This is a genomic window from Mesorhizobium sp. M2A.F.Ca.ET.042.01.1.1, from assembly GCF_003997405.1.
Lineage (GTDB): Bacteria > Pseudomonadota > Alphaproteobacteria > Rhizobiales > Rhizobiaceae > Mesorhizobium.
The window spans coordinates 18,149-42,020 of the sequence record NZ_RZRX01000020.1 but is presented as its reverse complement, the minus strand read 5'-3'; the positions used below and the strand labels follow the sequence as shown (position 1 = coordinate 42,020).

Below are 23,872 nucleotides of genomic sequence, written 5' to 3'. Positions count from 1 at the left end.
GCTTCGAGCTGATGACTGAACGTGCCGAGACCTTGGCCGCGTTGATTTCGCTGGAGAACGGCAAGGCCCTGCGCGACGCGCGCGGCGAAATTGCCTATGCTGCCGAGTTCTTCCGCTGGAACGCGGAGGAAGCGGTTCGCATCAGCGGCGAGTTCGGCCTTGCGCCGTCCGGCGCGAACCGGATCGTGGTCGACTACCAGCCCATCGGCATTTGCGTTCTGATCACGCCGTGGAATTTCCCGGCGGCGATGGCCACGCGCAAGATCGCGCCGGCGCTTGCCGCCGGCTGCACGGTCATCCTGAAGCCGGCCAGCGAGACGCCGCTGACGGCCTACGCGCTTGCGGCTCTCTATGAGGAGGCCGGCGTGCCGCCGGGCGTCGTCAACGTCATCACCACTTCGAATCCAGGGCCGGTGACTGCGGCCATGCTGGCCGACGCGCGGGTGCGCAAGCTCTCCTTCACCGGCTCGACCGGCATCGGCCGCGTGCTTCTTGCCGAGGCGGCGAAACACGTCATTTCCTGCTCGATGGAGCTTGGCGGCAATGCGCCATTCATCGTGCTCGACGACGCCGACCTGGAAGCGGCGCTCGACGGCGCGATGATCGCCAAGATGCGCAACGCCGGAGAGGCCTGCACGGCGGCCAACAGGCTCTACGTCCAGGCGGGCATCCATGACGCATTCGCCGAAGGCCTGCGCAAACGCATGGCGGCGCTCGCCATCGGCCCGGGCACGGATTCGGAAACCGAATGCGGGCCGATGATCACCAGGAAGGCCGTGGACAAGATCGACCGGCTCGTCCAGGACGCGGTCGCGCGCGGCGCGAAGATTCTGTGCGGCGGCGCGGTCGCCGAGGGCCGAGGATTTTTCTATCCGCCCACGGTGCTGAGCGACGTGCCGGCCGACGCCGCCATGGCCCATGAGGAGATATTCGGTCCCGTGGCACCAATCAGTCGCTTCGAGGACGAGGCCGAGGTCATCGCAAAGGCGAACGCTACCGAATACGGCCTTGCCGCCTATATCTACACGCGCGATCTTGCGAAAGGCATGCGCATGGCGTCGAAGATCGAGTCCGGCATGATCGCGCTCAATCGCGGCCTGATGTCGGACCCTGCCGCGCCCTTCGGCGGCGTCAAGCAGAGCGGGCTTGGGCGCGAGGGCGGCCAGAAACACGGCATCGCCGAGTTCATGGAGGCGAAATACATCGCCGTGACGATCTGATGAGACAGATGGCGAAAGATCCATTCCGTATTCGCGACCATGTCCCCGAGTTCGACGACATCGTCGCCGAGATCGTCCGGCGCAGCGCCGAGACCAGGGCCAAGGTCCTGATGGCCGCCGACGTGCCTTACGGACCGGACGGCACGGAAACCGTCGACCTGTTCTTCCCGCAGGGCAAACGCGATCGCCTGCCGGTGCACATGTTCATTCATGGCGGCTACTGGCGCATGTTCTCCAAGCGCGACTATTCCTACGTAGCGGACACCGTCACCAACGCCGGAGCGATTGCCGTCATCGCGGATTACGCACTGATGCCGAGCGTGAGAATGGCGACGATCGTCGATCAAATACGCCGCGCGAGGCAATGGATACATGACCACATCGCGAGCTATGGCGGCGATCCCGACCACCTGACGGTAAGCGGCCATTCCGCGGGGGCGCATCTCGCGACAATGCTCTTTGACGACAACACCCGGCCTTCAGGCATCAAAGGCGCGCTCCTGCTCGGCGGTATCTACGATCTAAGACCGTTGCAGGAGTCGTTTCTCGCGGCCGAGATCGCGATCACCGACGACGAGGTTGAGCGGTTCTCGCCGATAAATCATCGCTTCGATCCGGGCGTGGCGGTCGAGATATCGGTCGGCGCCGAGGAAACGCCGCCCTTCCACAGCCAGGCCGCCACGCTTGCGGAGCGTTTCGAAGGGCAAGGGCTTGCCGTCTCGCGCACGAGCCTTGCAGGGGCCAACCACATGAGCAGCGTCCGCGACGTTGGCATCGCCGGCACCGGGGCCGCATCATCCCTGGCTCGCCTGCTGGGCGTATGAAGGCCATATCGCCTCCAGCGATAAGAGAGCTTCACGAACGTGATCCGTCAACGTTATGACGCGTCCTGCTCGAGAACTTCCATGGACGGCGAAATCCGGATCGAAAGGTGCGCGATCGCAGTAGGCCATTATGATGGAGGAGGAAGCAGCGACCAGAGCGCGCTCTTCGCGCGTTCGTCCCTACCATCCGTCCGCACCACAATAGGGAGCACAATTTGTGAGGCAAATCGCAAGCAGATGCGTAGCTTACGATCGAACCTTCCAATTTAAATCGAAAAATCAGTTACTTACGCGAGAGGGCGGTGGTACCGTTGGCTGGGCTCGAACCAGCGACCCCCAGATCCACAATCTGGTGCTCTAACCAACTGAGCTACAACGGCACATTCCAGGCGAGCGCTATCCAGAAATTCCGAGGATGCGCTCCATCGTTGGCGATGCGTCCAATACGGGCTATCGGATTCTAATTCAAGGCCCTTAATAAGGCAAAGGACGGGTTGTCCTCATCGCACCTTTCATAAGGCAAAAGAAAAGGCCGGCGGGAGGAGGTGCCGGCCTTTTCCTGTTACGAGCCAGCGGGAGGAGGTGCTGGCTGGTCACCCCGGAAACAGAGGGAGGAGGTTCCGCTTCCGGGTATCTGGTTACTCAACTCTATCGCATAACTATTTGTCTGACGAAATGCGACGTTTTGATGCAGCGCAGGGTTGTGCGCCAAAATTAGGCAGCCTTGACGTCCTTGATCGCCTTCTCGAAGGCGCTCTTGACCGGCTTGGAGACATCCTCGACCGCCTTGGTGGCGACGGCCTGGAACTCCTTGGCCTGCTCCACGGCCAATTCGGCGCGCTTGCGCAGGAAAGCGGTCTGCAGCTCGACGACTTCCGAAAGGGTCTTGGCGCCGACCAGGGCTTCAAGGTGCGAGAAGCCGGCTTCGGCATTGGCGCGCAGCGCGGCGATGGCCTTGAGCGAAACGTCACTGGAGACGGCCTTGGCGGTCTCGTAGGTCGACTCCAGAACCTTCTGGGTCTCCTCGGCCCCGGTCTTCAGCTTGGCATAGGCCTCCTTCGACTGCTCGACGCCCTTCTCGGCGAAGGCGCGGATCTGGTCGGTGGCCTTGGAAGCGTCGAAGCTCGGGAATTCAACGTTTTCGATGGTCTCGGCAGCGGTCTTAGAGGTGGTCTTGGACATTTTCCAACCTTTCGGGATAGCGGCTTTGACAGAAAGCCGTCTCGTTCATGTATGGTGGCAATATAGAGGTTCTTTTGTGCATTGCAACATGTTTGTTGCACCGCACCATAGAATCTTCCCTCACGTCAACCGTAACGTCAGCCGCTGGGCCGTTAACCAAGAGCCCAGAGATTTCGACCTATGCAAGCCAGGGCTTGTGGACCTTCGGACCGCGGGCTTTTATTAACAAAGCGTTAACTGAAATGCCCGCTCCGGAGGGTTGCCCAGCGCATGCCGCCTGAAAACTACTCCTTCCTCGACGTCGCCGTGCTCGATGCGGTGCGTCAGCGCTTTGCCACTGGCGACGCCCTGGCCATTTTGTCGGCCGACCTCGAGCAGGTGATCTGGGCGAACGGACCGGGGGCGTCGGTGTTCGGCTATCCGGATATCGAGGCCATCATCGGCGCATCGGCGCGGCTGCCGCTGATCGCCAGGCGGCAGATCATGGCGACCAGCGGCTTTCCCAAGATTGGCAGCGACCGTGCCATCACGGTGAGGTTGGCCACGGGCATGGTGAGCCGGGCCGTGGGCTTCCTGGCCAGCGCCGTAACGATGCCGGACGGCGAGAAGGCAATCATGCTGGCGGTGCCGGCGGCGCAGACCGGCTCACGCAGCGCCGGTGAAATCGCCGGCCGCGCCATCGGCGGTTTTACCGAGGCCGGGCATTTCATCGCCTTCGTCGACGCGCAAGGCAGCGTCGAAGCGGCCTCGGACGGCTTCGCGGCGCTCGGCATCGAGCCGCGGACCCTGGCTGCGCTGGTTGCGGATGTGGCAAGCAGCGGCGACCGTGTCGTCAAGCGCCTTGTGCCTGGCAGTGGCACTTCCTACCCGGCCGGTTTCGCGCGGCTCACGGACACACGGCATCTGCTGGTGGTGATCGATGAAGACCAGCTCGACGGCGACCAAGGGGAACAGCCGACCACCGGCCATCGGCCCGATGATGAGCAAGTCGCGGCGCCAAGCACCGTTGCGGCCGCGCTGTCGGGTGAAAGCCTGGCCGTCGAGCCCGAACCCCGGCCGGTCCAGGACAACAGCCCCGCGCCGGCCGTGACGGCTGGCGAACAGGCCGAGCTGGTCCCGGAGCCCTCTGAAGGCGATGCACAGACTGACGCTGGAAGCCGGACCAATCATCACGTGAATGCCGCCGAGCCCAGCCAACAGGACGCCGGCGCCGGCCAGCACGACCGTTGGTATTTCAACGCCGGCGACGATGACGCCGGGCAGGCTCAACCGGCAGCGCCGGCGCAGGATGAGCCGAAGCAAGCCGTCGCGGCCGAAGGCCTCCGGCCGGGTGCTGACGAGACGGCCGCGCGCGAAACCGTCATGCCGTCGCAGCCAGCCCTGCCCCGCGGCATCGACCGTTCGGCGCCACCCCTGCGCTTCGTCTGGCGCACCAACGCCGACGGCAAATTCAGCGCGTTGTCGCCCGAATTCGCAGACATCGTCGGCCAGCCCGCCGCCGATGTGATCGGCCGCCGCTTCAAGGACGTCGCCACCATCTTCGGCCTCGACACCTCGGGCGAGATCGCCGGTCTGCTCGAGCGGCGCGACACCTGGTCAGGCCGATCGGTGCTGTGGCCGGTGGCCGGAACCGATCTGAAGATACCGGTCGATCTGGCGGCGCTGCCCGTCTATGGCCGCAGCCGCGCCTTCGAGGGTTTTCGCGGCTTCGGTGTCGCGCGCGCGGCCGACGCCGTGGTCGATCCCGAAGCGCTCGGCATGGCGCTGGTGCCTAATGCCGCGCCTGCCGGGAGCGAGCCGTCGGTCGAGCAGCCAGCCGCGGAGCAGGCGCAGCCGGAACAGCCAAAGCCCGCAGATCCGTTCCAGGGCGAAGTGCCGGCGCTGAGCATCGTGCCGAAGCCGGAGCGGCGCTTCGCCGACAAGGTGATAAGGCTGGCCGAGCACCGCCAGCCGACCAGCGACAAGCAGCCGGGGAGCGACACGCCCGCAAGTCAGAAGAGCCTGTCGATCCTCGAGCGCAGCGCCTTCCGCGAGATCGGCGAGCGGCTGCGCAAGGACAATTCCCTGCCTGCCGAGCCGGGCGCCGCCGAAGCCGGCAAGCAGACCGATGCGGTTGTTGCCGGCAAGGACGAGGCAACAGCGAACGAGCCCGCCGTCGCAACGAAGGCCGAGGCAAACCAGCCAACGGCGCTTGAAGGGTCGGCGCACGAGAACCCCGCGCAGGAAGCGACGCCGGCACCCGCGCCGGAAGCCTCGGAAACCGTCGACGCGAAGGCCGATGCGGAGACCGCGGAAGCACAGACCGAGGCGGAAGACCAGGAAGACCTGGCGAGGCTCGACGGTATCGATGACGCCGCTGCGACGGGCGACGCCGGCAAGACGGTGACGTCGGCCGCTTCCGGCTCGCTGCTCAGCTACGCCGATGGTGAGAAATCCGGGGAAGAAGCCGGCGTCGAACCTGCTTCCGAGGACAACCGAGCAGCGGCCACCCGGCAGGCGGCCGAGCGTGCCGATTCCGAGGCGCGGCAGCCGGTCGAACGGCCAGCGACCGAGCCGGTCGCCGAAAAGCCGGCGCGCGATGCGACGGCGGATGATGACAGCAGGACCGCCGACGATTTCCGCGATGCGCAAGACAGCGAGGATTGGGCCGGCTCCGACGCCGACGCGGCGACGGCCGCGGAAGAACCGGTAACGCCGGCGCGGCCACGCCCGGACGTGCCGCCGCTGAAACTCGCAGGCTTTGTGCCCTCCGCCTTTTCGACCGGAGAGGAAGCCAAGGCGCCCGATACGTCCATCCTCGCCAGGCTGCCGGTGCCGCTGCTCATCCATTCGGGTGACGAGCTCCATTACGCCAATGACGCCTTCCTCGAGCTCACCGGCTACGATGTGTTGGAAGATCTCGCGGATGCGGGCGGCCTGGGCGCGTTGTTTGCCGATCCCTATGCCGAGGATGCCGCCGCGGACGAAAGCGACCACTCGCTGAAGCTCAAGAGCCGCCAGGGCCAGGAATTTCCCATCGAAGCCCTGCTTCGTTCGGTGCCATGGCGGGGCGGCAAGGCGCTGATGCTGGTGGTGCGGCGCTCCGGCGAGGACGATGCCGCGCATTTCACCGCCGCCAATGACGAGCCGGCGCTGCAGCCGGACGTGCCGGAATTGAAATCGCGCATCGCCGAGATGCGCACCATCATCGACACCGCCACGGACGGCGTCGTGCTGATCGGCCGCGACGGCAACATCCGCTCGATCAGCCGGCCGGCGGAAGCCCTTTTCGGCTTCGACAGCGACGAGGTCGCCGGCAAGCCCTTTGCCTCGCTGTTCGCCATCGAAAGCCAGCGCGCGGCGCGCGACTATCTCGCGGGCCTTTCGGAGCCGGGCGTGGCGAGTGTCTTGAATGACGGCCGCGAGGTCATCGGCCGCGAGGCGCAGGGACGTTTCATCCCGCTGTTCATGACCATCGGCAGGCTGCCGAACGACAGCGGCTTCTGCGCCGTGGTGCGCGACATCACGCAATGGAAGCGGGCCGAGGAAGACCTGACCCAGGCACGCGCGGTTGCCGAGCGCGCGTCCTCGCAGAAGACGGATTTCCTGGCCCGCATCAGCCATGAGATCCGCACGCCGCTCAACGCCATCATCGGCTTTTCCGAGCTGATGGTGGACGAGAAATTCGGTCCGATCGCCAACGACCGCTATCGCGACTACCTGCGCGACATCAACCGGTCAGGCAATCATGTGCTCGACCTCGTCAACGACCTGCTCGATATCTCGAAGATCGAGGCCGGCCAGCAGGAGATGGATTACGAGGCGGTGTCGCTCAACGACACGCTGGCCGAGACGGTGGCGATGATGCAGCCGCAGGCCAATCGTGAGCGCGTCATCATCCGGTCCAGCTTCGCCTCGCGGCTGCCGGAAGTGGTGGCGGATTTGCGAAGCGTGCGCCAGATCGCCCTCAACATCCTGTCCAACGCCATCCGCTACACCCAAGCCGGCGGCCAGGTGATCGTCTCGACCGCTTATGAAGCTTCAGGCGATGTCGTCATGCGCGTGCGCGATACCGGAATCGGCATGACCCCGGCCGAGATCGAGCAGGCGCTGAAGCCGTTCAAGCAGATCAATGCGCTGAAGCGCGGACGCGGCGACGGCACTGGCCTCGGCCTGCCTCTCACCAAGGCCATGGTGGAAGCGAACCGCGCCCGCTTCGCCATCACCTCGACGCCGGGCGAAGGAACCCTGGTCGAGGTCGCCTTCCCCTCGACCCGCGTGCTCGCCGAATAAGATCGTCCTCGGTTCCGGCCAAAGAAAAAGGCGTCCGGGAGGACGCCTTGAGAAATGGGATGCTGTCACAACGGGGGCTTGAGCTGAACCTCAGGGGACGAGGAACGGGATTTCTCCCTCAAGTTACACGCGACTATCGGGGTCGTCCCTTAACAAGTCCTTACCGGACCGCGGAAAAATTTACGAATGTGTACCACCCGTGAAATCTAGGTAAATTCGCCGTACCGATTTCGTTAACCATGCCACCCGTCAGCCCGCCAGCTGCGGCAGGTCGCGGAACAGCTCCAGCGCTTCCGGGTTTGCCAGCGCCTCCTTGTTCTTCACGGCACGGCCGTGAACCACGTCGCGCACCGCGAGCTCGGTGATCTTGCCGGACTTGGTGCGCGGGATGTCGGCGACAGCGACGATCCTGGCCGGCACGTGACGCGGGCTGGCGCCGGTGCGGATCCTGGCGCGGATGCGCTTTTCCAGATCCTCGTCCAGGCCAACGCCGGCGGCCAGCCGCACGAACAGCACGACACGGACATCATTGTCGAAATCCTGGCCAATGCAGAGCGCCTCGAGGATTTCCGGCATCTGTTCGACCTGGTTGTAGATCTCGGCCGTGCCGATCCGGACCCCGCCCGGATTGAGCGTCGCATCCGAACGGCCGTGGATGATCATGCCGCCATGCGCCGTCCATTCGGCGAAATCGCCATGGCACCAGACATTGTCGAAGCGCTCGAAATAAGCGGCGTGATACTTCTTGCCCTCGGGGTCATTCCAGAAGCCGATCGGCATCGAAGGGAAGGCTTTCGTGCAGACAAGCTCGCCCTTCTCCTGCCGGACAGGCTTGCCGTCGTCGTCCCAGACATCGACCGCCAGGCCGAGACCAGGTCCCTGGATTTCCCCGGTCCAGACAGGCTCGGTGGGAACGCCGAGCACGAAACAGGACACGATGTCGGTGCCACCCGAGATCGAGGCCAGATGCACGTCCTTCTTGATGCCGTCATAGACGAAGCGGAAATCCTCCGGCGACAGCGGCGAGCCGGTGGAGGAGATCGTGCGCACGCTGGACAGATCGTGGCTCGCGATCGGCTTGAGCCCTGCCTTGCGAACGGAATCGATGAACTTCGCCGAGGTGCCGAAATAGGTCATCTTCTCGGCGTCGGCGAAATCGAACAGCACATTGCCGTCGGGGTAGAAAGGCGAGCCGTCATAGAGCAAAAGCGAAGCGCCCGAGGCGAGACCCGAGACCAGCCAGTTCCACATCATCCAGCCGCAGGTGGTGAAATAGAACAGGCGATCGCCGTCGAGCAGGCCCGCGTGCAAACGGTGCTCCTTGACGTGCTGGATCAGCGTGCCGCCGGCCGAGTGCACGATGCATTTCGGGATGCCGGTCGTGCCCGAGGAAAACAGGATGTAGAGCGGATGCGCGAAAGGCAGCCGCTCGAAGCTGACCGTCCTGGCGGCGAATGGCGAGAGCGCTTCTTCGAGCGCCGTCGCCCCGTCGATGGTGGCGGCGACGTCGGCCGAGGTGCCTAGATAATCGACGATCAGCACCTTGCGCAGCGTGGTGAGCTTGGCCGCCACGGCGCGGATCTTGTCGGCCACCTCGATCGCCTTGCCGTTGTACCAATAGCCGTCCGGCGCGATGAACACGACCGGTTCGATCTGGCCGAAGCGGTCGAGCACGCCCTGCTCGCCGAAATCGGGAGAGCAGGACGACCAGACCGCGCCGATCGAGCTCGCCGCCAGCATCGCCGCGATCGTCTCGGGCATGTTCGGCATCATGGCGGCGATGCGGTCGCCGGCCTTGACGCCGAGCGACAGGAAAAGCTGCTGCAGCCGCGAGGTCAGAGCGTGAAGCTCGTTCCAGGAGAGCCGGCGCTCGACCTTGTCCTCGCCGCGAAAGACGATGGCCTCGCCGCCGCCGGTCTTCTGCAAAAGGTTCTCGGCGAAGTTCAACTTGGCGTCAGGAAAGAAAGCCGCGCCGGGCATCCGCTCGCCGTCGATGAGGCCCCGCTCGCCTTTGTCGCCGACAAGCCCGCAGAAATCCCAGACCAGGCTCCAGAAAGCTTCGCGATCCTCGGTCGACCAGCGGTGAAGGTCCGCATAGCTGGAGAAAGCCTCCCCGGCCTTCGCTGCCGCGGCCTTCATGAACGCGGTTAACGGCGCTGCGTCGATCCGCTCCTGCGTCGGGGTCCACAAAGGTGTGTCGGCGGCCATGATCGCTCCTCCCAAAGCGCGTCGCGAACGAGCCAGTTAAGCTCAACATCGCCTATGCCATCGTTCCAAAAACGGCGCGCAACCGTGGACCGGGGTCGTACGGTTCGCTTATGCATATTGCAGCGCAGCAGAGCAAGATTTTGTTCGCGCGACTCATGGCTGTCGCTGCGCAAATGCCATCGCAAGGCCATAAAGACTTGAAAAGCGTCGGCGCTCGGTTACACCCGTCGGGCGATTTGTCGGCAATAGAAGCATACGGGGCGAAATGCCATCATCTTTGATCCGGCGCGGGGTGTGGGCGATCGGCGTTGCCGTGCTCGTCATCGCGCTCGCGGTCGCGGCGTTGCCGCTGATTGCCTCGACCCGCATCGTGCGCGACCGCATCGCCTGGGAATTGAGCGCCTGGAGCGGCTTCAGGGTCACGATCGACGGCTCGCCGCGCATCGAGGTGTGGCCGAAGTTCCGGGCCGTTCTCAGCGACGTGACCCTGTCGCAATGGACAGAGACCGACGCGCCGCCGGTGGTCGAGGCCGATCGCGTGGAAGTCGATCTCTCGGCCATGGCCGCCCTGCAAGGCGACGTCGCCTTCTCGACCGCAAGGCTGGTGCGCCCGACGATCAGGGTGCAGCGCATGGCGAGCGGCTTCTATCTGCCACCCTTTCCGACCGGCGGGCGCATCACGCGCTCGATCGATACCGCGCGCGGTGTGGTCGCTGCCAACCCACAGAAGCCAGACCTCGGCAGATTGCCTTCCGATCCGTTCGGCACGGTCGAGTTCCGCGATGGCCGCGTCGTGACGACGGCCGATGGCAAGGACACCGAAATCCTGAGCAGCCTGAGCGGCCAGGTGAACTGGGAGGCGATGAACAGCGATGCATCGCTGACCGCGACCGGAATCTGGCGCGGCGAGACCGTGCAGCTCGATTTCTCCTCGGCGAAACCGCTGGTGCTGTTTGCCGGAGGCGCGGCGCCCGTCACCCTCTCCTTCAAGGCGGCACCAGCGACATTCTCCTTCGACGGAACGGCCTCGATGTCGGAAAATGCCTATCTGGACGGCCAGGCCAAGTTCGCCGCCCCGTCGCTGCGGCGCGTGCTGGAGTGGACGCAAGCCGGCCTCGCGCCGGGGGCCGCGATCGGTGCGGTCTCGGTCACCAGCAAGGTGAACGCCTCGGCGGGGCGCGCGAAATTCGAGAACACGACCGTCACCCTGAACAACAATCCGGGCATGGGAGCGCTGGATTTCTCCTTCGCCGAAGGGCGCCCGGTGATCGCCGGCACGCTCGCCTTCGATACGCTGGATCTGAGATCTTTTCTGTCGGCCTTCATGCCCGTCGCGCCCGCCGGCGAGGCCGGCCCAGGAGACATCGACACCAGCTTCGCCGACCGTATCAACCTCGACCTCAGGCTATCGGCGGCGCATGCCATGGCGGGACCGGTGCAGCTGGCCGACGTCGCCGCTACCGCGCAGGTCAAGAACGGCCTTGCCGTCTTCGACATATCCGACGCGTCGGCCTTCAACGGCACCATCCAGAGCAGCCTGCGCTTCGACCGCAAGCCGGAAGGCACGCAGGTGGAGCTGCGGCTCCTGGCGTCGGATGTGGATACGGGAGCCTTCGCCACGGCGGCGGGAATGACGCGGCTTACGCCCGCCGGCACCGGCACGGTGTCGGTCATCCTCAAGGGACCCGGCAAGGCCTGGAACTCGATTTTCGAGAATGCCGACGGATCGTTCTCGGCGACTTTCGGGCCGGGCACGCTCAACGGGCTCGACTTGCCGGCCTTCCTGAAGCGCAACCAGCAAGGCGGCTTCTTCGCGCTCGACGACGTCTCCAAAGGTTCGCTGCCGATCGATGGCGCCGAGATCAAGGCAAGCATCTCCAAGGGCGTGGCGCGACTCGACAAGGCCGAGATCAATGCGCAGAAATACAAGATCTGGCTGTCGGGTATTGCCTCCTATGCCGGACGCGGGCTGGCGCTCTCGGGCGGCGTGGTGCCCAGCGGACAGCCGGCACAGCAGCCCCAGCAGGCCAACGGTCAGGCAGCCAGTCCGCCTCCCGCTCAGCTGAACCAGTCGCTGTTCTTCGTCGGCGGCAACTGGAGCGCGCCGTTCATCTCGCCGATCGCTCCCGGCGTTTCGGGCCAGTAAGGCACGGCCCAAAGCGTCCCCGAACCCAACTGCTCAACCGCGTTGCGCGGCCTGCTCGTCGAGCTGGCGCTGGATCTCACGGCGCTTGTTGGCGATCGAGGCGATGATGACGCCGACAGCCACGACCGCGATCAGGATGGTGCAGGCAGCGTTGATTTCCGGCGTCACGCCGAGACGCACCTGGCTGTAGATCTTCATCGGCAGCGTGGTGGCGCCCGGACCCGAGGAGAAGCTCGCGATGACCAGATCGTCGAGCGAGAGCGTGAAAGCCAGCATCCAGCCGGAGATGATGGCCGGCAGGATGACGGGCAAGGTGATCTGGAAGAAGGTCTTCACCGGCGGCGCGCCGAGATCCATCGCCGCCTCCTCCAGCGAGCGATCGAACGAGACCAGCCGCGACTGCACGACGACGGCGACGAAGCACATGGTGAAGGTGATATGCGCGAGCGTGACCGTGAAGAAGCCGCGGTCGAGCCCGACGGCGACGAAGAGCAAGAGCAGCGACAGGCCCGTGATGACCTCCGGCATGACCAGCGGCGCGAAGACCATGCCCGAGAACAGCACCCGCCCTCTGAAGCGCGTGTAGCGCGTCAGCGTGATGGCGGCGAGCGTGCCGAGCACCGTCGCCACCGTCGCCGAGATGACGCCGACGCGCGCCGTCACCCAGGTGGCGTCCATCAGGCCCTGATTGTGGAACAGCGACACGTACCATTTGGTCGAGAAGCCGCCCCAGACGGTGACGAGCTTGGACTCGTTGAAGGAAAAGACGATCAAAAGCACGATCGGCAGATAGAGGAAGGCAAAGCCCAGCACGATCGAGGTGATGTTGAAGCGGCTCCAGGTCGAGTTCATCTGCCCTGCTCCTGTGCCTTTGCCTGCGCCTGCTGGAAGAACATGATCGGGATGGTCAGAACCAGAAGCAGGATGACGGCCACCGCCGAGGAGACCGGCCAGTCGCGGTTGGAGAAGAATTCGTTCCAGAGCGTCTTGCCGATCATCAGCGTCTGCGAGCCGCCGAGAAGGTCGGGAATGACGAACTCGCCGACGGCCGGGATGAACACCAGCAGGCAGCCGGCGACGACGCCGGGCAGCGACAGCGGGAAGGTAATCTTCCAGAAGGCGCCGATCGGCGGACAGCCAAGATCCTCCGCGGCCTCGACCAGCGAATAGTCCATCTTCTCAAGCGACGAATAGAGCGGCAGCACCATGAAGGGCAGGTAGGAATAGACGATGCCGATGAAGATCGCCGTGTAGGTGTTCAAGATCACCAGCGGCTGGCTGATGATGTGCAGCGACATCAGCAACTGATTGAGCAGCCCTTCGGGCTTGAGGATGCCGATCCAGGCGTAGACGCGGATCAGGAAGGAGGTCCAGAAGGGCAGGATCACCAGCATCAGCAAGGTCGGACGGATCGTCGCCGGGGCTCGTGCCATGCCATAGGCGATCGGATAGCCGACGATCAGGGTGAGCATCGTCGAGATCGCCGCGATGATCAGGCTCGTCACATAGGCGTTGAAATAGAGCGCATCCTGGGTGAGCCAGGTGTAGTTGTCGAAGTTGAGCTCGCGGAAGCCGGCGAGGAATCCCGAGATGCCGTCGCTGAAGTCTAGCACCGGCGTATAGGGTGGCATCGAGATCGCCGTCTGCGACAGCGATATCTTGAAGACGATGATGAACGGAATGAGGAAGAAGAACAGCAGCCAGAGATAGGGGATGATGATGACGAGGCGGTTGACGAAGCCTTTCGCCAGCCTCGCCGGCATTGTTGCGGTTTCCGTCGGTGGGGCGGCAGTCGCTGCGATATCGGTCATCTCAGCCTCCTACCTGGTCAACACGACGCCGGCATCAGGCCGGAAGGAGACCCAGGCGCGGTCGTTCCAGGTCAGCGGATCCTCGGTGACGCGCGAGGCGTTCAGCGCGCTCGCCCGCACGATCTGCCCGTCATCGAGCTTGATGTGATAGACGGTCATGTCGCCGAGATAGGCGACGTCATAGACCTCGCCTTCCAGCGCATTGACGGCATCAGCGGGCTTCTTCGAGGAGACCTTGATCTTTTCCGGCCGGATCGCGAAGACGATGTCGGAGCCGGCAGCGGCTTTGCCGCCATTGTCGACGACGATCTCAGCCCCGGTCGCGCCGGTGATGCGCGTCGCGTTTGCCGTATGCTCGGCAACCTTGCCCTCGAACATGTTCACGTTGCCGACGAAATGCGCCACGAAACGCGAGGTCGGCGCCTCATATATCTCGGCCGGCGTGGCGACCTGCATGACCTCGCCCTTGTCCATGATGGCGATGCGATCCGCCATGGTCATGGCTTCTTCCTGGTCGTGGGTGACGACGACGAAGGTGAGGCCGAGCTCCTGCTGCAGGTCCATCAGCTCGAACTGCGTTTCCTCGCGCAGCTTCTTGTCGAGCGCGCCGAGAGGTTCGTCAAGCAGCAGAACCTTCGGCCGCTTGGCGACCGAGCGGGCCAGCGCCACGCGCTGGCGCTGGCCGCCCGAGAGCTGGTGCGGCTTGCGCTTGGCGAACTGCTCGAGCTTGACCAGCTTCAGCATCTCGGCGACGCGCTTTTCGATATCGGGTCCCGGCATGCCTTCCTGCTTGAGGCCGAAGGCGATGTTCTTCTCCACCGTCATATGCGGGAACAGCGCGTAGGACTGGAACATCATGTTGACCGGCCGCTTGTAGGGCGGGATGCCGCGCAGGTCCTGCCCATCAAGCAGGATGCGGCCCGCCGTCGGCTCCTCGAAGCCGGCGAGCATCCTGAGCAGGGTCGACTTGCCGCAACCGGACGCGCCGAGCAGCGCGAAGAATTCGCGCTCGAAGATGGTCAGCGACAGATTGTTGACGGCGGTGAATTCACCGAACTTCTTGGTGACCTTGTCGAACTGGATATATGGCTTGGCGTTCGGGTCGTTCCATGGCGCGAAATCCCTGCGGATGCTGCCAAGCGATTTCATGATCCCCACTCCGTTACTTTTTGATTTCCCCAAAAGAAAGCGACCCCGGCAGTTGGCTGCCGGGGTCGTGTCTCAATGCCTACTGACCGGTGACGATCTTGGTCCAGGTGCGCGTGATGACGCGCTGTGTCTTTGGATCATATGGCTTAACGGTATAGAGCTTCTTGATCGTCTCGGCATCTGGATAGACCGAAGTATCTTCCAAGATCGCCTTGTCGATGAACTGCTGCGAAGCCTTGTTGCCGTTGGCGTAGAGCACGTAGTTCGACGACTTGGCGATGACTTCGGGAGTCATCATGTAGTTGATGAACTCGAGCGCTTCGGCGACATGCGGCGCGTCCGCCGGGATCGCCATCTGATCGAACCACATCTGGGCGCCTTCCTTCGGCACCGAATAGCCGATCTCGACGCCCTGCTTGGCTTCCTCGGCGCGGTTGCGCGCCTGGAAGACGTCGCCCGACCAGCCGATCGCCAGGCAGATGTCGCCATTGGCCAAGGCGTTGATGTATTCGGACGAATGGAACTTGCGGATGTAGGGGCGGACCTTGAGCAACGCTTCCTCGGCCTTGGCAATGTCATCCGGCGAGGTGCTGTTGGGATCGAGGCCGAGATATTTCAGCGCCGCCGGAATGATGTCGGCGGGAGAATCCAGCACATAGACGCCGCAATCCTTCAGCTTGGCCAGCTTGTCCGGATTGAAGAAAACATCCCAGCTGTCGATCTTGTCGGTGCCGAGCGCGGCCGTCACCTTCTTGACGTTATAGCCGAGGCCGACGGTGCCCCACATGTAGTTGACCGAATATTCGTTGCCCGGATCGTATTTGGCGGTGCGCTCGGAGATGACGTCCCACATGTTGGAGATGTTCGGCAGCTTCGACTTGTCGAGCTTCTGGAACACGCCCGCCTGGATCTGGCGCGCCAGGAAGTTCGCGCTCGGCACGACGACGTCGTAGCCGCTGCCGCCGGCCAGCAGCTTCGTTTCGAGGATCTCGTTGGAATCGAAGGTGTCGTAGACGACCTTGATGCCGGTCTTCTTGGTGAAGTCGTCGATGATCGAGCTGTCGATATAGTCCGACCAGTTGTAGACGTTGACAACGCGGTCCTCGGCATGGCCGCCCGCAGTGAAAAGCGTCAGAAATACCGACGTCGCCGAAAGCCAGAGCGCTTTACGGATCATGATGTTCTCCTTTGGTGAGTGTTCCCTTGCCGGCTCGTCGCGATATGGCGGCGCGGCATTGATTTCAGACTATTGGGCTTTCCGGAGGGCAACAAGCGCGACCTGTCGGCGCTGCGCCGGGTTGCCGGTCGGTGGTCAAAGACCTCCCGCAGGGTACCCCTGTAAGGTACCCGGGCGGCGTCAGCGGCGTTTGCCGTGGCGTGGGCAGAGATACGACGATGTGATCCGGCCCTGGTCAGGCCGGCAGAGACACTTGGCAAGATACGCCTGTCTTGTTGTTGCCGTGATCGCAGCCTGCCCGCCCGGCAGCGGGGTTGTCAATGGGGAAGGCTGCCTAAAGCGCGTCGCGCCGAGAGGGATTCAGGCGACGCGTTTTAAGTCTTGGTTTTGATGCATGTCGTTCTCTCAAAACCGCTGCACACTTCTGCGCGACATGCATTGGTCAATTGGGTGACGGCAGGCCGGTGATGCCGGGACGTGCCGGCCGCGCCTGACGTTTGAACTCCAGGCCGATATGGACGAGCAGCGCAGTGACCACGACCGTGCCGCCGATGATGGTGCGCACCGACGGCACCTCGGAATGGACGAGCCAGACCCAGATCGGCCCGAGAATCGGCTCGAAGGTGCCGAGCAGCGCCGCGATCGCCGCCGGCACCAGCCGGGCGCCCATGGCAAAAAAGGCGAGGCCGACGCCGAGATTGACGACGCCGAAGGCGAAGAGAAAGCCCATGTCGCGTGCGGACACCGCAAACTGCGAGGCCTGGGATGCCGCGAACGCACAAGCAAGCAACGCCGCGAGGCAATTGGCCGGCACCATGCGCACATGGGCAAAACGCCGGGTAATCACAGTCGCCACGGAAAACATCACCGCGATCAGCAGCGCAAGGCCGTCGCCGATCGGCGAGACGGCGCCGCCGAGGGATTCGGAGACCATGATCGCGACCCCGGCGATGACCGCGGCAATCGCGACCCAGGTCGCCGGCCTGACACGCTCGCGAAACAAAAGCCACGCAAGGAGCGCCGCCAGCAGCGGCACGCCAGCCTGCATCAGAAGGATATTGGCGACCGTGGTGTAGGCGAGCGCCACGACGAAGCTAGTGGATGCGGTGGCGAAGCAAAGGGCGACGCCAAGCCCGGGCAACCCCATATCGCGGAACAGCTTCAACGTGCCGCGCCAACCGTCGCGCCAGAGCATGAACGCGACGAGGAAGGCCACCGCCCAGAGCGAGCGCCAAAACACCACGGTCCAGCTGTCATTGATATGGATGAAGCGGGCGATGGTGCCGCCAAAACTCCACATCAGCGCCCAGAGGAAGACCAGCAGCATGCCGATCCGCTCCTCGCGCGGCGAGACGTCTGGCAGGGCGACGCGAGGCGATGCGGTATCGGTCATGGACATGAGTGTCAGCGAGTTATGTGCGCTATGGTGCACCAAAGACAACAGGAACTCTGCGTCTCAAACGACAGGACTGTGTCTCAATCGCGTAGCGCAAAGCAGAAAGCCGGGCGTGATCCAGCATTCACTGAAATGTGGGACAACGTCGCCGCGGTTTACTTCAGCACAGGTCGGACCTGCACCGACGCGCAGGTCCGGCGGCGTGTATCAACCCTGGAAATCGAAGGCGCTGAGGCCCGTCACCATCTCGTCAAGGCCGAGCGGGCGCGTCACCGGCGGCTCTGCGCGCGCCAGGCAGCCGGCGCGCTCGCAAAGCCTGCAGGCGGGGCCGACCGGAGTGGCGAAACCTTGCCCGGGCTTGCCGGAGGATCCGGCCGGCAGCGCCGCGCCATAGACGATCTCGTCGCGAAAGCCGATATCGCAACCAAGCAGGAGCGCGGTGCGGCGCGGCCGTTCGGAGAAGACGCCTTGCGGGCCTTCCAGCGTGCGGGCGATGCACAGGAACTCGGCGCCATCGGGCATTTCCACCGCCTCGACCAGGATCTGGCCCGGCTGCGAGAAGGCCGCGTGAATCGGAAGCTTGGGGCAGCCGCCGCCGAAGCGGCTTTGCGGATAACCCTGGCTGCCGGCCTTGCGGAAGCGGTTGCCGGCATTGTCGACTTCCAGCATGAAGAACGGCACGCCCGCCGCGCCCTGCCGCTGCAGCATGGTCAGGCGGTTGGCCGCCTGTTCGAAAGAGACGCCGAAGCGGGAACGCAGGACGTCGATGTCATAGCGGGCGCGAACGGCGGCGGCATGGAAAGCCTGATAGGGCATCATCAGGGCGTGCGCGGCATAGCGGCCGAGCTCGAAGCGGGCGAGCCGGCGGGCCTCGTCCGTGCCGAGCTTCAGCCCCTGGATCTCGCCCGCGACGGCCACCGACATGCGCATCAGGCTCGCCTCCATGGCGACTTCGCGCAGTTGATCGAAGGGCGACAGCCGCTCCGACAGGAACAGGCGCTGCGAATGGCGATCATAGCGGCGGCGCCAGTTGGGCATGGTGGCGACCGGCAGCACCTTGACGACGATACCGTGCTCGCGCCTCAACCAGGCCTTCAGCGCGCCGAACAGATCGTCGCCGGGCTCGAGGAGCGATGTGAAAGCCTCCGCCTCCTCCTCCAGCGCAGCAAAGTGGTTCGGACGGCGTTCGAACACTTCGTGGACTTCGTCGGCGGGCAGGCGCGCGCCGGACAGCGCGGTCGCCCTGCCCTCCTTGGCCAGCAGCTGGTTGAGGTCGGACAGGCGCTCGGCCTGCTCGCGATAGGCGCGAAAGAGTTTTATCATCGCGGCCGAAGCGTTCGGCGCCGTCTCGGCGAGGTCGATCAACTCCTGATCGCCTGGAAGTTCACCAGCCAGCAGCGGGTCGCCAAACACCTCCTTCAGTGCTGCGACCGATCCTCTGGCCTCACCTTGTAATTCGTGCGGATCCACCTTGTAGACAGAGGCCAGCTTAAGGATGAGTTGCACCGTCAGCGGCCGCTGGTTGCGCTCGATAAGGTTGAGGTAGGAAGGCGAGATGCCCAGCCCTTCGGCCATCGCCGTCTGGGTCAGCCCCCTGGCGTTGCGCAGCCGGCGCAGCCGAGGCCCGGCAAAGATCTTCTGGTCGGCCATCGCTTCCACCCTTGACAAGAATTTACAGGCGCATCGAACCCAGCGCCCGGTTTGCCGCTTTTACAATCATGACAAATTTACAGAGCGGACTTGTCAATGGCAACACAGCTTTTCCTATATTTTCGGCGCGAAATGGCGGTTTCTCTGGTCTATTTCGCGCTGCAATGTAAATGATGTCATACACAGACGTCGCGGGATATGGATTTGCGATGCGGCGCTGAAGCAGTTTTCAAACGATCCGGAGTGACCAATGACCGATTTTTACAACCTCATTCCCTCCGCGCCGGAAGGCCGCTTCGACGGCATCGAGCGCCCCTACTCGCCAGAGGATGTGAAGCGGCTGCGCGGCTCCGTGCAAATCCGCCAGACGCTGGCCGAGATGGGCGCGAACCGGCTGTGGAAGCTCATCCACGAGGAGGATTTCGTCAACGCGCTCGGCGCGATGTCCGGGAACCAGGCCATGCAGCAGGTTCGCGCCGGGCTGAAGGCGATCTATCTCTCGGGCTGGCAGGTGGCCGCGGACGCCAACACGGCTTCGGCCATGTATCCGGACCAGTCGCTTTATCCGGCCAATGCGGCGCCGGAACTCGTCAAGCGGATCAACCGTACCCTGCAGCGCGCCGACCAGATCGAGACATCCGAAGGCAACGGGCTGTCGGTAGAGACCTGGTTCGCGCCGATCGTCGCCGATGCCGAAGCCGGTTTCGGCGGTCCGCTCAATGCCTTCGAGATCATGAAGGCCTTCATCGAGGCGGGTGCCGCAGGCGTCCACTATGAGGACCAGCTGGCGTCGGAGAAGAAGTGCGGCCATCTCGGCGGCAAGGTGCTGATCCCGACGGCGGCGCATATCCGCAACCTCAACGCGGCGCGTCTGGCGGCCGACGTGATGGGCACGCCGACGCTGGTCGTGGCGCGCACGGACGCGGAAGCGGCGAAGCTCTTGACCTCCGATATCGACGAGCGCGACCGGGCTTTTGTCGACTACGACGCCGGCCGCACGGTCGAGGGCTTCTATTATGTGAGGAACGGCATCGAGCCTTGCATCGCGCGCGCCGTGGCCTATGCGCCGCATGCCGACCTGATCTGGTGCGAGACCTCGAAGCCGGATCTGGCGCAAGCCAGGAAGTTCGCCGAAGGCGTGCACAAGCATCATCCGGGCAAGCTGCTCGCCTACAATTGCTCGCCGTCGTTCAACTGGAAGAAGAACCTCGACGACGCAACGATCGCGAAGTTCCAGAAGGAGCTTGGCGCGATGGGCTACAAGTTCCAGTTCATCACGCTGGCCGGCTTCCACCAGTTGAACTTCGGCATGTTCGAGCTGGCGCGCGGCTACAAGGACCGCCAGATGGCGGCCTATTCGGAACTGCAGGAGGCCGAGTTCGCGGCGGAAGCCAACGGCTATACCGCGACCAAGCACCAGCGCGAGGTCGGCACCGGCTATTTCGACGCCGTGTCGATGGCGATCACCGGCGGCCAGTCTTCGACCACCGCCATGCATGAATCGACCGAGCACGCCCAGTTCAGGCCGGCGGCCGAGTAACGGATAACGACCAGAGGAAACGCCCGCAGGGCATCTACATCGAGGAGAAGACCAATGGCATCGATAAGCCGCGTCAAGGAAAGGGCGGAAGAGCAATCCAGCGCGATGAGCGTCGACCAGCAGGCGACGATCCGCATGCTTGCCAACGATCTGCACAGGCTCAACCAGTCGGTCATGAAGGCAGTCGAGGCCGGCGTCTCGGTGGAGCTGGTGCGCTCGGCCCGGCACCATGGCGGCGACGGCAACTGGGGTGACCTGCTGATCCCCGTCATCGTCACCCATCAGAGCCATACTTGACGTTACGTCAACAGTCTCGGCGACAGTCTCCCGCGCGTTATACGTTCGGGAGACTGTCGCATTTTTTCGATTTGTCTCGCCGCTGAGAGGCACGACTTGCGCTGAATTCAGGATTTTCTTGCTATATTCTCAGCCTCGACCGTTTCAGCTTGACACCGGCCGCGATCTCACTCAATTCTGCCTCAGGTTTCAACCCTGCATTGAACCAGAGTGCCTGCCCGCCGATGTGTCCCGCCGACCGTGACGACCACTCCGAAAGACATCCAAGACCGGCAGCCCGCGCCGGTGCGATGGCGGCGGACTTTTCGAAGGTGCTGGTCGTCGGAAAATCATCGATCAACAGGGTGGTGGTGTCGAAAATCGTCGAAAAATCGGGCCTGAAGCCGATCTCGGAATCGCCCGAGGCCGCCGAGAAGACACTGGCCGGCCAACTGCCCGGCGCGGTCATCCTCGACGGTGGCCCCGACAACAAGGATTGCGACCGGCTGATGTCGGCCATCGACGCGCTGCGGCGCGTCTCCGGCAAGCCGCTGCCCGCGGTTATCCTGCTCTCAACCAGGAATGGCACACCGGAGAGCCTTGGCCTGTCGAGCGCGGTCGATGCGGTCGTTGCCAAGCCGATCACGCCAGAGAGGCTGCAACCGGTGGTCGATCGTCTGACAGGGCGCGGCTAAGTTAGAGCGTTCAACCGGCCTTTGCGATAGCCTCGACAAGGCGCGGCAACTCGCCGAGATGAGCAATCTGGCGGAAACGCGGCGCCTCGACAGGCGCCTCGGCATATTCGACCGCCCAGGTCAATTCGTGCGGCACATGGATGCCCCAACCGCCGGCCTCGATGGCGGGAACCACGTCGGACTTGAGGGAATTGCCAACCATCATGCTGCTCTGCGGACCACGGCCATGGCGGCTGAAGATGCGGGCATAGTTGGCGGCCGTCTTGTCGCTGACAATCTCCACCGCGTCGAAGAGGTCACCCATCCCCGACTGGGCAAGCTTGCGTTCCTGATCGAAGAGGTCGCCCTTGGTGATCAGCACCAGATGATAGGAGCCCGACAGCGCCTCGACCGTCTCGCGCGCATGCGGCAGCGGCTCGATCGGGTGGCTGAGCATCTCGCGGCCGGCGGCCAGGATCTCGCCGATGATCGAACCAGGCACCTCACCACCGGTGATCTCGACCGCCGTCTCGATCATCGACAAGGTAAAACCCTTGATGCCGAAGCCGTAGAGGGCGAGGTTGCGCCTTTCCGCCTCGAGCAGCCTTGCCGCAATATGCTCATGGTCGCCGTGCTCCGCCAGCATTTCGGCAAAGCGCTTCTCGGTCATGCGGAAGAACTGCTCATTCTGCCACAGCGTGTCGTCGGCATCGAAGCCGATCGTGGTCAAATGAGAGGCGGGCCCGTTCTTCATGACGGCCGGTGTACCTGCTGTTGCGGCGCGCCGCCAGCCTGAAGACGGATGGGTGGTTGTCCCGCCTCCCCTTTCCTTTCCCCGTGGTGCCCGGCTATAGTCCGAAATCCGCAACACAATCTGGTGAATGATGCCGCCTGAGAAAAAGGAAGTCCGTCCGTCAAGCCGGGGGGGACGCGCCCGCACGCCTGCCTTCCTGAAAAACGAACGCGGTGTGAAGAACTGGAAGGAAGCCAGCGCCTGGCTGGAGTGGCGCGGCATCGAGGACATCGAATGCATCACGCCGGACCAGGCCGGTGTTGCCCGCGGCAAGATGATGCCGTCGAAGAAATTCACCTCCAACACCTCGCTGGCGCTGCCGTCAGCCGTGTTCATGACGACGATCTCCGGCGGCTACCCGGAAGACGGCAACGGCTTCCACTATCCCGAAGACGACGGCGACCTGAAGCTCTTGCCCGATCTCTCGACGCTGACCGTCGTGCCCTGGGAAGAAGACCCGACGGCCGCGGTGATCTGCGACCTCGTGCACCAGGACGGCCGCTCGGTCGAGTTCACGCCGCGCAACGTATTGAAGCGCGTGCTTGCGGCCTATGACGAGCGCGGGCTCAAACCGGTCGTGGCGCCCGAGATCGAATTCTATCTGGTGCGCAAGAATCCCGACCCGGACTATCCGCTGACGCCGCCCGTCGGGCGTTCGGGGCGGCCGATCGGCGGCGGCGCCGGCTATTCGATCGCCGGCGTCAACGAGTTCGACGAGTTGATCGACGACATCTACCATTTCTCGGAGCGGCAGGGCTTGGAGATCGACACGCTGATCCATGAGGAAGGCGCCGGCCAGCTCGAGATCAATCTGCGGCACGGCAACCCGATCGAGCTCGCCGACCAGGTGTTCATGTTCAAGCGCACCATCCGCGAGGCGGCGCTGAAGCACGAGATCTACGCCACCTTCATGGCAAAGCCGATCCAGGGACAGCCGGGCTCGGCCATGCATATCCACCAGTCTGTGGTCGACAAGAAGACCGGCAAGAACATCTTCTCGGCCGAGGACGGCTCCGAGACAGACGCTTTCTTCCACTTCATCGGCGGCATGCAAAAGCATGTGCCGAATGCGCTGGTGATGTTCGCGCCTTACGTCAATTCCTACCGCCGGCTGACGCAACAGGCCTCGGCTCCGGTCAACAACAAATGGGGCTACGACAACCGCACCACCGCCTTCCGCGTGCCGCGCTCGGATCCGGCCGCGCGGCGCGTCGAAAACCGCATCCCGTCGTCGGACGCCAACCCCTATCTGGCGTTGGCCGCGTCGCTGGCCTGCGGGCTGATCGGCATGATCAAAAACGTCAAGGCTGAGCCGCCGGTGCTGACCACGGCCAATGCCGACGAGATCGACCTGCCGCGCAGCCTGCTGGAAGCGGTCGACCTGTTCGAAGGCGATCAGGAGCTCGCGGCCATCCTCGGCACATCCTTCGCCGCCACCTACGCAGCGATCAAACGGGCCGAATTCGAGACCTTCATGGAAGTGATCAGCCCGTGGGAGCGGGAATATCTGCTGCTCAATGTGTGAGTGGCGACTTCGTCGCGTGAATGGTGAGT

General features: G+C 63.9%; 17 protein-coding genes and 1 tRNA gene. 8 read left to right on the top strand and 10 right to left on the bottom strand.

Annotation, left to right across the window (positions count from 1 at the left end):
- A partial coding sequence (locus EOA23_RS05335; RefSeq protein WP_145966401.1) for an NAD-dependent succinate-semialdehyde dehydrogenase occupies positions 1-1,220 on the top strand: 1,220 nt, incomplete at its 5' end.
- Positions 1,221-1,228: 8 nt separating this feature from the next.
- Positions 1,229-2,044 carry an alpha/beta hydrolase gene (locus EOA23_RS05330; protein WP_127303134.1) on the top strand — a complete coding sequence of 272 codons (816 nt, stop codon included), beginning with the start codon at positions 1,229-1,231 and terminating at the stop codon, positions 2,042-2,044.
- A gap of 303 nt (positions 2,045-2,347) precedes the next feature.
- Here EOA23_RS05330 and EOA23_RS05325 read toward each other — a convergent pair.
- Positions 2,348-2,424, bottom strand: a tRNA-His gene (locus EOA23_RS05325).
- Positions 2,425-2,758: 334 nt separating this feature from the next.
- The gene (locus EOA23_RS05320) at positions 2,759-3,226 is read right to left on the bottom strand and encodes a phasin (RefSeq protein WP_126062501.1); all 468 of its coding nucleotides are present in this window, start codon (positions 3,224-3,226) and stop codon (positions 2,759-2,761) included.
- Positions 3,227-3,496: 270 nt separating this feature from the next.
- Here EOA23_RS05320 and EOA23_RS05315 point away from each other — a divergent pair, with 270 nt between their 5' ends.
- A complete protein-coding gene (locus tag EOA23_RS05315; RefSeq protein ID WP_127303133.1) occupies positions 3,497-7,498 on the top strand; it encodes a PAS domain S-box protein in 4,002 nt (1,333 codons plus the stop codon).
- A 249-nt stretch (positions 7,499-7,747) separates the two neighbouring features.
- On the opposite strand, the gene EOA23_RS05310 is transcribed toward EOA23_RS05315, so the two are convergent.
- Positions 7,748-9,706 (bottom strand): acetoacetate--CoA ligase, encoded by a 1,959-nt coding sequence (locus tag EOA23_RS05310; protein WP_127303132.1) that lies wholly within the window; start codon positions 9,704-9,706, stop codon positions 7,748-7,750.
- A 265-nt stretch (positions 9,707-9,971) separates the two neighbouring features.
- Between EOA23_RS05310 and EOA23_RS05305 the strand changes: the two genes are divergently transcribed.
- Positions 9,972-11,852 carry an AsmA family protein gene (locus EOA23_RS05305; protein ID WP_127303131.1) on the top strand — a complete coding sequence of 627 codons (1,881 nt, stop codon included), beginning with the start codon at positions 9,972-9,974 and terminating at the stop codon, positions 11,850-11,852.
- A 33-nt stretch (positions 11,853-11,885) separates the two neighbouring features.
- On the opposite strand, the gene EOA23_RS05300 is transcribed toward EOA23_RS05305, so the two are convergent.
- The 6 genes from EOA23_RS05300 to EOA23_RS05275 form a co-directional block, all read right to left on the bottom strand.
- Positions 11,886-12,704, bottom strand: coding sequence for an ABC transporter permease subunit (locus EOA23_RS05300; protein WP_042640957.1), 819 nt, complete (start codon positions 12,702-12,704; stop codon positions 11,886-11,888).
- Positions 12,701-13,663 carry an ABC transporter permease subunit gene (locus EOA23_RS05295; protein WP_127303130.1) on the bottom strand — a complete coding sequence of 321 codons (963 nt, stop codon included), beginning with the start codon at positions 13,661-13,663 and terminating at the stop codon, positions 12,701-12,703. Before EOA23_RS05295 ends, EOA23_RS05300 begins: the two co-directional genes overlap by 4 nt.
- Before the next feature lie 9 nt (positions 13,664-13,672).
- Entirely contained in the window at positions 13,673-14,812 is a 1,140-nt protein-coding gene (locus EOA23_RS05290) for an ABC transporter ATP-binding protein (RefSeq protein ID WP_127303129.1), read from the bottom strand.
- Between the two features lie 79 nt (positions 14,813-14,891).
- Entirely contained in the window at positions 14,892-15,989 is a 1,098-nt protein-coding gene (locus EOA23_RS05285; RefSeq protein WP_126062507.1) for a polyamine ABC transporter substrate-binding protein, read from the bottom strand.
- A 442-nt stretch (positions 15,990-16,431) separates the two neighbouring features.
- Positions 16,432-17,382 (bottom strand): DMT family transporter, encoded by a 951-nt coding sequence (locus EOA23_RS05280; protein ID WP_127303128.1) that lies wholly within the window; start codon positions 17,380-17,382, stop codon positions 16,432-16,434.
- Between the two features lie 210 nt (positions 17,383-17,592).
- A complete protein-coding gene (locus tag EOA23_RS05275) occupies positions 17,593-19,035 on the bottom strand; it encodes an XRE family transcriptional regulator (RefSeq protein WP_127303127.1) in 1,443 nt (480 codons plus the stop codon).
- A gap of 250 nt (positions 19,036-19,285) precedes the next feature.
- Between EOA23_RS05275 and aceA the strand changes: the two genes are divergently transcribed.
- The 3 genes from aceA (at position 19,286) to EOA23_RS05260 (ending at position 21,546) form a co-directional block, all read left to right on the top strand.
- Positions 19,286-20,575 (top strand): isocitrate lyase, encoded by a 1,290-nt coding sequence (gene aceA / locus EOA23_RS05270; RefSeq protein ID WP_127303126.1) that lies wholly within the window; start codon positions 19,286-19,288, stop codon positions 20,573-20,575.
- 54 nt (positions 20,576-20,629) lie between these two features.
- On the top strand, positions 20,630-20,872 hold the full coding sequence (locus tag EOA23_RS05265; RefSeq protein WP_042640947.1) for a hypothetical protein: 243 nt from the start codon (positions 20,630-20,632) through the stop codon (positions 20,870-20,872).
- Between the two features lie 290 nt (positions 20,873-21,162).
- Positions 21,163-21,546 (top strand): response regulator, encoded by a 384-nt coding sequence (locus EOA23_RS05260; protein WP_245473998.1) that lies wholly within the window; start codon positions 21,163-21,165, stop codon positions 21,544-21,546.
- Between the two features lie 10 nt (positions 21,547-21,556).
- Here the strand turns inward: EOA23_RS05260 and EOA23_RS05255 are convergent, their stop codons facing one another.
- Positions 21,557-22,279, bottom strand: coding sequence for an HAD family hydrolase (locus EOA23_RS05255; protein ID WP_127303125.1), 723 nt, complete (start codon positions 22,277-22,279; stop codon positions 21,557-21,559).
- Positions 22,280-22,409: 130 nt separating this feature from the next.
- On the opposite strand from EOA23_RS05255, the gene EOA23_RS05250 reads away from it, so the two are divergent.
- Positions 22,410-23,843 carry a glutamine synthetase family protein gene (locus EOA23_RS05250; protein WP_127303124.1) on the top strand — a complete coding sequence of 478 codons (1,434 nt, stop codon included), beginning with the start codon at positions 22,410-22,412 and terminating at the stop codon, positions 23,841-23,843.
- The last annotated feature ends 29 nt before the right edge of the window (positions 23,844-23,872 follow it).

Coding starts and splice junctions, on each gene's coding strand:
- EOA23_RS05295 (WP_127303130.1), bottom strand. CDS start 13,663: ATGACCGATATCGCAGCGACTGCCGCCCCACCGACGGAAACCGCAACA.
- EOA23_RS05255 (WP_127303125.1), bottom strand. CDS start 22,279: ATGAAGAACGGGCCCGCCTCTCATTTGACCACGATCGGCTTCGATGCC.
- EOA23_RS05280 (WP_127303128.1), bottom strand. CDS start 17,382: ATGACCGATACCGCATCGCCTCGCGTCGCCCTGCCAGACGTCTCGCCG.
- EOA23_RS05330 (WP_127303134.1), top strand. CDS start 1,229: ATGGCGAAAGATCCATTCCGTATTCGCGACCATGTCCCCGAGTTCGAC.
- EOA23_RS05300 (WP_042640957.1), bottom strand. CDS start 12,704: ATGAACTCGACCTGGAGCCGCTTCAACATCACCTCGATCGTGCTGGGC.
- EOA23_RS05290 (WP_127303129.1), bottom strand. CDS start 14,812: ATGAAATCGCTTGGCAGCATCCGCAGGGATTTCGCGCCATGGAACGAC.
- EOA23_RS05250 (WP_127303124.1), top strand. CDS start 22,410: ATGCCGCCTGAGAAAAAGGAAGTCCGTCCGTCAAGCCGGGGGGGACGC.
- EOA23_RS05275 (WP_127303127.1), bottom strand. CDS start 19,035: ATGGCCGACCAGAAGATCTTTGCCGGGCCTCGGCTGCGCCGGCTGCGC.
- EOA23_RS05265 (WP_042640947.1), top strand. CDS start 20,630: ATGGCATCGATAAGCCGCGTCAAGGAAAGGGCGGAAGAGCAATCCAGC.
- EOA23_RS05305 (WP_127303131.1), top strand. CDS start 9,972: ATGCCATCATCTTTGATCCGGCGCGGGGTGTGGGCGATCGGCGTTGCC.
- EOA23_RS05315 (WP_127303133.1), top strand. CDS start 3,497: ATGCCGCCTGAAAACTACTCCTTCCTCGACGTCGCCGTGCTCGATGCG.
- aceA (WP_127303126.1), top strand. CDS start 19,286: ATGACCGATTTTTACAACCTCATTCCCTCCGCGCCGGAAGGCCGCTTC.
- EOA23_RS05320 (WP_126062501.1), bottom strand. CDS start 3,226: ATGTCCAAGACCACCTCTAAGACCGCTGCCGAGACCATCGAAAACGTT.
- EOA23_RS05285 (WP_126062507.1), bottom strand. CDS start 15,989: ATGATCCGTAAAGCGCTCTGGCTTTCGGCGACGTCGGTATTTCTGACG.
- EOA23_RS05260 (WP_245473998.1), top strand. CDS start 21,163: ATGGCGGCGGACTTTTCGAAGGTGCTGGTCGTCGGAAAATCATCGATC.
- EOA23_RS05310 (WP_127303132.1), bottom strand. CDS start 9,706: ATGGCCGCCGACACACCTTTGTGGACCCCGACGCAGGAGCGGATCGAC.